We start from the raw sequence: 9,693 nt of genomic DNA, 5'->3' as shown, positions 1-9,693 counted from the left end.
GTGGCTCCTTTCTGCCGGGAAACCCTTACTTTCGCTTATCCACTTCGTGTCTACGCCAGTCGCCTGCGGAGGGAAACCCTCCCGCAGCGCTGGCTCACCACCGCACTGGCTCCCCTACTAACCAATGACTAATGACTAATGACCAATCCCCAATCCCCATTCCTACGACCAGTTAAAGTTATATTTAGATTTCTATCTACATTACTAAATTCTTATAAACCTTTGTAAATATTAAGAAAATCTAAAAGATATCGATTTAAGATTTTTTTAGGTTTCAGCAGGATGCAATGCTGAGATCCAAACAACCAGCAGTTGCAGTGGAGGTATATCCTGTGAACGCTTCTACATTACGTCTGCTATGGACTGTAGTTGATGAAACTCAGACTAGTACTCTTGTTCAAGTTGCAGATGCAGAACTTGTTCAACAGTTACTGTGGCAGCTTAAAAACAAAATATGGCTTACTAGTGAAGAAACTAACACAATCAGTGCTTACTTGAGTTCTAGAGTGCCACTAATTCGCGACTTAGCTTTGGCACGTTTGGCGTAATGGCACTATTGCGTCAAGAGTTTAGAGTGTTCTCAAAATAACTTAATGACTGGGGCAAAAATTGGTGGATTATCTGTAGTTGAATAAAAATAGGGAACAAATAGGAGTCGCAACTGCCAAATTATCAATATTAATTTATTGAGTAATTTACTTAGCGATCCGTTTTCCCCAATAAATCCTCAATCGTTGCCTAAAAGAAGATTGCGATGGAACGCCTAAATTCTTCACAAAACACCCAGCAAGTCGCAGGATTGGAGGAACAAAACACTCCAGTTTTGGAGCAAGAGGTGATGTCAGCTATCACTCCTAGTGATTCCGGTAGAGATAGCACAAAAAAAGTATCCCCATTTTCTAAGCGTTTGCTACCTGTAGTGGTATTGGGAGTCTTATTAGGTGCAGGAGCGATCGCCTCAGGAATTTACGCTTACCGCCGATGGCAGTATACTCAAATCAATTTACAAACTAATAACGCCTATGTCACGGCAGATATTCACCCCGTCACATCACGAATATCAGGGGTAGTTACCAAAGTTGCAGTTAGCGATAACCAAGCTGTATCTCGTGGCATGGTATTGGTAGAACTCGATCCCCGTGACTATCAAATATCTTTGGCTCAGGCAAAAGCATCCTTAGAATTAGCCAAACAGCAAGCAAATTTGGCACAGACAAAAATCAAAAATGCCGCGAATAGCCCTCTTGTCCTACAATTATCAGAGCCACGACCACAAAATCCAGCAAATAAAAACACTCAAACAAACAAAAATAATCTATCGCAGTTACAAGCTTTTACCCAGCAAAGAGAGCTAAACGAGCAACAGTATAAAACAGCGCAGGCGGCGATCGCTCAAAAGCAAGCGGATCTGAAAAAAGCCGAACTCGAACTATCCTATACTAAAATCACTGCCTTAGTAGATGGAAAAATTGGTAACAGGAATGTTCAGGTGGGGCAGCGGATAGAACCAGGGCAAACTCTTTTCACAATCGTGCAGCCCAATCCTTGGATTATTGCTAATTTTCAAGAAACCCAGTTAGAAAAAATACAGCCGGGGCAAAATGTGGATATAAAAATCCCAGCCTTCCACAGTCGGACATTCCAAGGCAAGGTAGATAGTATGTATCCTACTTCTAGTATGTTTGCCTTTCCTCCAGAAGATATTCCCCCTGACGAACGCCCTCCAGTTAATGCCATTAGGAATAGTGATATGCAACAAATTCCGGTCAAAATTGTGTTCGATCCTAATAGCATTCAGGGCTATGAATCCCGAATTACTCCTGGAATGTCGGCAATGGTGACAGTAAAAACTAAATAAAAGAATTCAGAATTCTGGATTAATAAATTATTCTGGCTTCTTTTGTTAAGTAGCCCTTGCTGAACTGCGTTCATAGGATACATGAAAATACCTCTCCACCTGTTCCCTGTTCCCTATTTGCGAGTAGACTAAAAAATTGGAGACTACAATGGCAGAATCGTCACAGCGTAAAAAAGTGGTAGTTGTCGGTGCGGGTTGGGCTGGCTTAGGTGCAACTTACCACTTAGCAAAACAAGGTTACGATGTGACACTGCTTGAAGCAGGCTACTATCCTGGTGGGCTAGTAGCTGGTTGGAGAACATCAGGAGGACGTGCTGTGGAAGCTGGTATTCACGGCTTTTGGTATCCTTATAAAAATATTTTCTCTCTGATTAATGAATTAGGAATTAACCCTTTTACCAATTGGACTCGTTCTTCACAATATTCACCTGCCGGTTTGGAAGTTGAGTCTCCAATTTTTCAAGATTTACCCCGACTCCCGACTCCTTTGGGCACTTTTGTTTACACATATTTTAAGCGGCTGCCATTAATCGATCGCTTGAGTGCTTTGCCTTTACTTTATGCCGTCATTGATTTCGATAATTCTGATGAAGCTTGGCGGCGTTATGATTTTGTCACTGCTCGTGAATTGTTCAAAGATTTTGGCGTGTCTGCACGTCTTTATCGAGAATCTTTTGAACCAATGTTATTAGTGGGTTTATTTGCCCCAGGGGAGCAATGTTCTGCTGCCGCAACTTTGGGAATGCTGTACTTTTTTATTTTGGCACATCAACCCGATTTTGATGTGGTATGGTGTCGTGGCACTATCGGCGAAAAAATCTTTCGCCCTTGGGTAGAGCGAATTGAGAAAGCAGGGGGAAATTTACTCGCCAACAAACGAGTTACCGATGTAATTGTTGATAGTAATAATCAGGCAACAGGAGTGGTTTGTGGTGATGAAGTGTTTGATGCTGATGCAGTAATTTTTGCTGTTGGCATCACGGGCATGAAGAAAATTATTTCCAGTAGTGCTCATCTTCAAAGTCACGAACAATTCCGCAATGTCACTAATTTAGGGGCTATTGATGTTTTAGCAACTCGTTTGTGGTTTGACCGCAAAATTAATATTCCTCGTCCTTCTAATGCTTGCTTTGGCTTTGATGAAACTACAGGATGGACATTTTTTGATTTGAATGCATTACATGATGAATATAAAAATGAACCAGGAACAGTAGTTGAAGTTGATTTTTATCACGCAAATCAATTTATTCCTCTAGAAAATAAAGAAATCGTGCCGATTGTGCAACGTTATTTAGCACATTGCATACCCCAATTCCAAACAGCAAAAGTAATTGATAGTAGTGTCATTCGTTTACCACAGGCAGTAACTCATTTTACTCCTGGTAGCTACCGTTATATGTTACCAGCAAGAACTTGTTTGAAGAATGTATTTATGAGTGGTGATTGGATTATTAATCGCCACGGTTCTTGGTCGCAAGAGAAAGCTTATGTTACAGGTTTAGAAGCAGCAAATTTGGCAATTTCCTATTTAGGAGAAGGTAATTTAGCTAATATTTTACCAGTAGAAGCAGATGAACCCCACATTCAACTAGCAAGAACTGTAAACCGCGCAGCGCGTTATGTCGGCAAATCTATCTTGCCTGATTTTTGGTTGCCATGAGTTATTTGCAAACAATCAAATCCACCTGCGTTATGCAGGTGGAGGAGAGAAAAGAATGGGTATTTAACTGAAGGCGATCGCACGAGCAATCACCTTGCCTATCTACGCCGCACATTCAATCCATCAAGCCCTTGCTTGATCCAATTTAAACATTCAAATTCTGATGTGAATATTTTGGGTGCTGCGATATTATTTAATGAGTCTGGAGGGTAATGATCGTAAAAATATTTACCATTTTCTTGATACACAACAATCAAATTGTTGCGATAAACGTAGCGATATTGGAAATAATCACCTTCACTGGTAAATTCTAAGTTCTTGTCAATATGTTCTTTGGCAATTTCCAGGATATTACTGATGCTGCTACCATAGATTTCTGCCGGATTTTCTGTTTTATGAAAGCGGCTTTGATAGCCAATCTCTGATAATAATTTATACGAATAAATGTCGTAATTATCCGCTTTGCCAAAAACGAAGGGAATGATGAGATATCCTTTGTATGACAAGGAATGCTCGTATAAAAGTCGGCTCATATGCACCTCCGGTACAGTTGCTATTTACAAACAACTTCCTCACTTTTCACCATAATATTATTATCTCTCTTTTTGCGAATAATTATGAACTAATTTAGAGTAGACACGCAGGAATAAATAGGGGATAGGGGACAGGTGACAGGGGATAGGTGACAAGGTACTAGGAATTTTAGATTTTAGATTAAATTCCAATCCAAAATCCAAAATTTAATTGCCCAATCCCAATCACTATTACCTTTTTATTATTATTAACAGCCTTAATTGCCAGAAGAACGCAGTGTCTGTACTCCTGCCCAAACTGTTAGTGGCTTGCCAACTTGTTTATAGAGTAAACTTTCTAGAATCACACCGTTATTATTGGCTGTTAGGGCTTTGTTCGGCTGATGCAGAGATTCGTAGAAGCCGCTGTACCAGCCATAACTAGATTTAAGATTTATTTGGACAAAATCGAATAACTGACGGGTGTAAGCAGTGTTGTAAAGTACATACCAACCTATAGCTGCCTTCGTACTGAGGAACCGCAAATGATTGTGTTTTTGTCCGCTGTCTGCGATTGTAGCCCAAGGTTCTTCGTTAACAAACAAGCTATTGTAAACAAAGTAGGGAGAACGATCTAAATAGTCTTCGGTGACAGCTGTTAATTGTTTTGTTGCCTGATAACGAGCTTCTTGAACAGCTAGAACCCTGTCTGCATAAGCTTTAGGCAACACTTGAAAACCTGTTTCAATTCCGTCTAGGATATAAGGCTCGCTCAGAACGTAGTTATTTGCTCCTGAATTTTTGTAGTTGCGCCGATCGTAGGGTACTCCCTGCCCGTAAATATTGACAAAGGCAGTGTGAGATTGATAATCCAAGGCTTGGTTGACATCTAGATCCCATAATTTTAGACCGTAGGCAGCATAATTCTCATAGCCTAAGCGACCTTCTTGATTATATTCTTCTTTCTTTTGGATGATACTGGTACCATACATTTGCCCATTTTTGGTGAGACGTTTAACTCGCCAACGTTTCCAAACGGCTTCTGTCTGTGCTTGCAGGTGGGGATACTTTGCTCCGACAATTTTTAGCCAAATTGCCATCCGCCCCAAATCTAAAGCTGACCATCCAATTTCTTGTTTTTCTGATTGACTAGAATTAATAGGGATAAGAGTTTTTGTGTTGTAAATCTTGTTAGGTAGTTCTTCTTTGTATAAAGGTATCGATGCTAGAGTTTGCAACGTCTTGCTTATCTTTACTTCAAACTCTGATGCAGATACGATATTGAGTTCTCTTGCACTAACTAATGCAGCAATAGCCACTGCTTGATCTCTAATCGTCACAGAACTATATCCATCAACGGAATTAGTTAAGCCTGTTTCATTGTTCCAGTTACGCTCAAAATACAACCAAGCTTGATGGGCGATCGCCATTTCTTCTGGTGTTAATGTTCCCACACCAGGAGCTATATAAGCAGGTTTGGCGATTTTAAGTTGGCTGGGGCTAATCGGTGTACCGCGCCAAGCTAAGGATTGAGCATCAAGCCTGGCAATTGCTTCAGCTTCTAGAGCCGGGGAGGTAGATGGAGATGTTAATATGTCAGTTTTTTGCACAACAGAAGTACCAGAAATGTGCTGAAATCAATAGACTTGTAATAGCGATCGCTGCTGTTACCACCCTTCCCACACAAGCTTATATAAATAAGCTTTTAGGTAGTGGTTCAAAATCAGAAGTTATTTTTACTAAAGTTTTAGCGTATAAATTAATGCTGTCTTAGTAATCTTAGTAATTAGTTTATTTTAGAAAACAGAAAAAATTTATACTTACCTTTTGAAACTCGACCCATAGTCTTCCTGCCCATAAGTAATTATTGCAATCACTGTCTCCAGTACTTAATTGCGAACGTTATTCCATGTATAGCCTAACTCTGCTTCCGTATTGAATGAGATTTTGCCTGTACGGAATGATTACTCTTATTGCTCTAAGTTACTAGAAGTGAATCAAATTTCTCTGTGTAAAGTAATAGAAAAGACATATAGTTACCTAAATTATTAGTTATACAATATACTTTAAATCATGCAAAAAGTTAGTAATTAGTTATACAAGTAATAAATTTTATAAAAGAACGTATTCGTTTGGATGGTGATTACTCACTAAGCCCCTTCGGGCTGGTACAGACTCTGGATACTAGCCTGAGAAATTCTTCGGGTTCACTCTCCCGTGCGACTTCGAGTCCACACAAAACTTTACAATATGTCCCAATAATAGGGTATCTCGGTGGCCACCCTCCATGTTTTAAAAATATCTGCTGGAGTTCTTTACTCCTTCACTTCGCCAGATAAATTAGTCACATAAACTGATATAAAATTTTCCCTAATTAAGTAGTGTGAAAAGATTTAGATCTCAAAAGGCGACACAGGCTGATTGCATAGCCAAAAATACTTATTTTTAACTCCAACATAATATTGCATTTTCTGTCATATTTCTGCTCAATACCTTGACTACTCAGAATTGCTTTAATGTACAGCTTTAGATATAAGTTCAAATCTAACAAAAACTAAAAATCAAAATGTCAGGAAAATATTCATAATTTCAAAAATTGCAGTGCAGCATTAATATTTAAGCAAAACATTCAGAACAATAATTCAACTCAATAAATAAATTAGTAAAACCGTGTTAAGCTGACAATAGGAATCAAAAAAGCAAGAATGCAAAAGATTTTAAGAAAAATATTGAGCTTACCTCAATAAATTCTTTTGCTTTGTTAAATCCACTTCAATATTGCTATCGCTACGACTTTTAGTAACGATACAAATCAGCCAGAAAAGCAGGATAGTAACCTTAGTACAAACTTGAAGTTAGTTATAAATTGCTTAGGTAATAACTAGTAAGAGTTGTCTACACAAGCTAGTATTATCAACTGGGATCTTGCACCACCCTTAATAACCGTAGGGTGGGCATTGCCTGTAACGTCAAAATAAGGTTTTGAGTCAAATCTAAGCAATGCCCACCTTACAAAAATCGCAATCAAACAACTGGTGCAAGATGTGAATCAACCAGAAATAATAACTCTAAGAATCTGGGAAGAAAGACTCTTAGTATAATCTGGCAATCGAAAACAAATCAGAACGGTTACTAAATAAACATAGTGCAAGCGAAATGAAATCTGGTTTCTTTGCAAGCTATGTTCTAATCACTACTTTGGAAATGAAAACTTCAAGCGTAGTAGATATCGTTCCTCAAGATTCAAGAATTTAGTATATGTCAATCGTCGCTACGATATGACTCGAATCGTAGTGTTGAAGGAGGCTAATGCAGAATTATATCTTTGTAATAGAAGATGAATTTCTCTGCATTAATTACGAGAGGATTGAGTAATTTTCAGTCCCATAGATCAAGTAATTATAGGGAAATACCAACCATGAGTATTGACAAAAAAATCAGACAAATTGCTTTCTATGGTAAAGGCGGTATTGGTAAGTCTACTACTTCTCAAAACACCTTAGCAGCTATGGCAGAAATGGGTCAGCGTATCCTAATTGTTGGCTGCGACCCCAAAGCTGATTCTACCCGCTTGATGCTACACAGTAAAGCTCAAACTACCGTATTGCACTTGGCTGCTGAACGTGGAGCAGTCGAAGACCTAGAACTAGAAGAAGTAATGCTCACTGGCTTCCGTGGTGTGAAGTGCGTTGAGTCTGGTGGGCCAGAACCAGGCGTAGGTTGTGCTGGTCGTGGTATTATCACCGCCATCAACTTCTTAGAAGAAAATGGTGCCTACCAAGATGTTGACTTCGTATCTTATGACGTACTAGGCGATGTTGTGTGTGGTGGTTTTGCAATGCCTATCCGCGAAAATAAAGCACAAGAGATTTACATTGTAACATCCGGTGAAATGATGGCAATGTACGCTGCAAACAACATCGCTCGCGGTATTTTGAAATATGCACACACAGGTGGTGTGCGTTTGGGTGGTTTGATTTGTAACAGCCGGAACGTTGACAGAGAAATCGAACTCATCGAAACTTTGGCAAAACGCTTGAACACTCAAATGATTCACTACGTACCCCGCGACAATATTGTTCAACACGCTGAGTTGCGCCGTATGACAGTTAACGAGTACGCACCCGACAGCAACCAATCTAACGAATACCGTATCTTGGCTAACAAAATCATCAACAACGAAAATCTCAAAGTTCCAACCCCAATTGAAATGGAAGAACTAGAAGAATTGTTGATTGAATTTGGTATTCTTGAAAGCGAAGAAAATGCTGCAAAAATGATTGGTACACCTGCACAAAGCAGCACCAAGTAATTTTGATGTAGTCATAAATCCTTTCTGAACAACCAGAACCCCGGTTTTTATCAAACCGGGGTTCTAGAATTTTCACCTTTCACAACTCAGTAAATCTACTTTCCTATACAGAGTTTACATTACCTTATGTAACAGTTTTTGTAATTATTCTGCGATAATTGCTGGCTATGTCATACTAGCAGGTGAGAGTTAATTCGGCGACCGCGTTTGTTTTTAGTATTGACGGGCTTTCTCCTTTTGGTATTTACAGACTTTTCTCCGAAACTTAAATCTCTACACCCTTTTAATTTCGGAGACAATCTATGTCAGTTTATGTAGGCAACCTTTCTTATGAAGTTACAGAAGATAGTTTGAATGCGGTTTTTGCAGAGTATGGTTCTGTAAAGCGGGTTCAGCTACCTACTGACCGCGAAACAGGACGTGTACGCGGGTTTGGTTTTGTGGAAATGGGTACAGATGCAGAAGAAGCAGCTGCAATTGAAGCTCTTGATGGTGCTGAGTGGATGGGACGTGACCTTAAAGTTAATAAGGCTAAACCCAAAGAAGATAGAGGTTCGTTTGGTGGTGGTCGAGGAAGCTACGGCGGACGTAACCGCTACTAAGCTTTATCGGTTTAGCTGTTGAAGCTAATCTTAATCCAGCACATTGATTGCATTTAGTACTGGCTCAGGCAAAAATGCTTGAGCCTTTTTACTATAAAATCTGGACTGGGCAGCGAAAATTTAAGCTCTCAGCCAAAACCTAATCTCTGGAGTTCTCCATGTCAAACTCAGGCACTCCCCTAGAACCTGCTGTTTTAATCACTATCATTGGTGAAACGGTGCTGAAAGACCGTATTGTTAAGCTGCTAAAAAGCCATAACGTAAGCGGTTACACTATTAGTCAAGTGCAGGGTGAAGGCGGTCACGGAAGACGCTTGGCAGACTTAGCAGGCTACAATACTAATATTGAAATTAGGACTATAGTTTCATTAGAAGTATCTGATGCTATCCTTTGTGCGCTAAAAGAGGAGCAGGGTAAGCACGCCTTAATCGCTTTTCGACACAATATAGAAGCTTTCTATTAATTAACTTTTTTTTGTTGCTAGATGAATTTACTGTGAGATATCGTGGATGCTATTTCTTATATCCAGCGAGAAGAAAGTTAAGGAGTTTTAGCCGAGGATTTAACTTAACTCATGACTGCGTGCAAGAACAAGGATAATCAAGTTTTGAGTTCAGACTTAAAAGTATTTTGTGAAAAATGTAGGCAAGTTTTTGACTATATTTGGATTACGGATATTTAGTTTTCTATCTGTTTTATTTGAAACAATACTACTTATCCCAAGTTGGTATTATGTGACGTACCCAAC

8 protein-coding genes are annotated in these 9,693 nt (G+C 39.4%); 6 read left to right on the top strand and 2 right to left on the bottom strand.

The genetic code is table 11. From position 1 onward, the window contains the following. The first annotated feature begins 287 nt into the window (after positions 1-287). From UYC_RS0129315 to UYC_RS0129305, 3 genes are all read left to right on the top strand, one after another. On the top strand, positions 288-548 hold the full coding sequence (locus UYC_RS0129315; RefSeq protein WP_016877707.1) for a hypothetical protein: 261 nt from the start codon (positions 288-290) through the stop codon (positions 546-548). A gap of 206 nt (positions 549-754) precedes the next feature. Then, positions 755-1,858 carry an HlyD family secretion protein gene (locus UYC_RS0129310; protein WP_016877706.1) on the top strand — a complete coding sequence of 368 codons (1,104 nt, stop codon included), beginning with the start codon at positions 755-757 and terminating at the stop codon, positions 1,856-1,858. Between the two features lie 148 nt (positions 1,859-2,006). Continuing rightward, positions 2,007-3,518, top strand: a complete 1,512-nt coding sequence (locus UYC_RS0129305) for a hydroxysqualene dehydroxylase (protein WP_016877705.1) — start codon at positions 2,007-2,009, stop codon at positions 3,516-3,518. 98 nt (positions 3,519-3,616) lie between these two features. On the opposite strand, the gene UYC_RS0129300 is transcribed toward UYC_RS0129305, so the two are convergent. Both UYC_RS0129300 and UYC_RS0129295 read right to left on the bottom strand, forming a co-directional pair. Then, positions 3,617-4,051: a hypothetical protein gene (locus UYC_RS0129300; protein WP_016877704.1), complete on the bottom strand. Its 435-nt coding sequence runs from the start codon at positions 4,049-4,051 to the stop codon at positions 3,617-3,619. A 257-nt stretch (positions 4,052-4,308) separates the two neighbouring features. Beyond that, on the bottom strand, positions 4,309-5,640 hold the full coding sequence (locus UYC_RS0129295; protein ID WP_016877703.1) for a DUF3131 domain-containing protein: 1,332 nt from the start codon (positions 5,638-5,640) through the stop codon (positions 4,309-4,311). 1,808 nt (positions 5,641-7,448) lie between these two features. On the opposite strand from UYC_RS0129295, the gene nifH reads away from it, so the two are divergent. The 3 genes from nifH (at position 7,449) to UYC_RS0129280 (ending at position 9,408) form a co-directional block, all read left to right on the top strand. After that, a complete protein-coding gene (nifH, locus tag UYC_RS0129290; protein ID WP_016877702.1) occupies positions 7,449-8,342 on the top strand; it encodes a nitrogenase iron protein in 894 nt (297 codons plus the stop codon). A gap of 302 nt (positions 8,343-8,644) precedes the next feature. Further along, positions 8,645-8,944, top strand: coding sequence for an RNA recognition motif domain-containing protein (locus UYC_RS0129285; RefSeq protein WP_016877701.1), 300 nt, complete (start codon positions 8,645-8,647; stop codon positions 8,942-8,944). Between the two features lie 158 nt (positions 8,945-9,102). Continuing rightward, positions 9,103-9,408 (top strand): P-II family nitrogen regulator, encoded by a 306-nt coding sequence (locus UYC_RS0129280; RefSeq protein WP_016877700.1) that lies wholly within the window; start codon positions 9,103-9,105, stop codon positions 9,406-9,408. Positions 9,409-9,693: the final 285 nt, after the last annotated feature.

The sequence above is a fragment of the Chlorogloeopsis fritschii PCC 6912 genome, from assembly GCF_000317285.1.
In the GTDB taxonomy this organism is placed as follows: Bacteria; Cyanobacteriota; Cyanobacteriia; order Cyanobacteriales; family Nostocaceae; genus Chlorogloeopsis; species Chlorogloeopsis fritschii.
The sequence above is the reverse complement of the archived record's forward strand: the minus strand, read 5'-3'. Positions and strand labels throughout refer to the sequence as shown.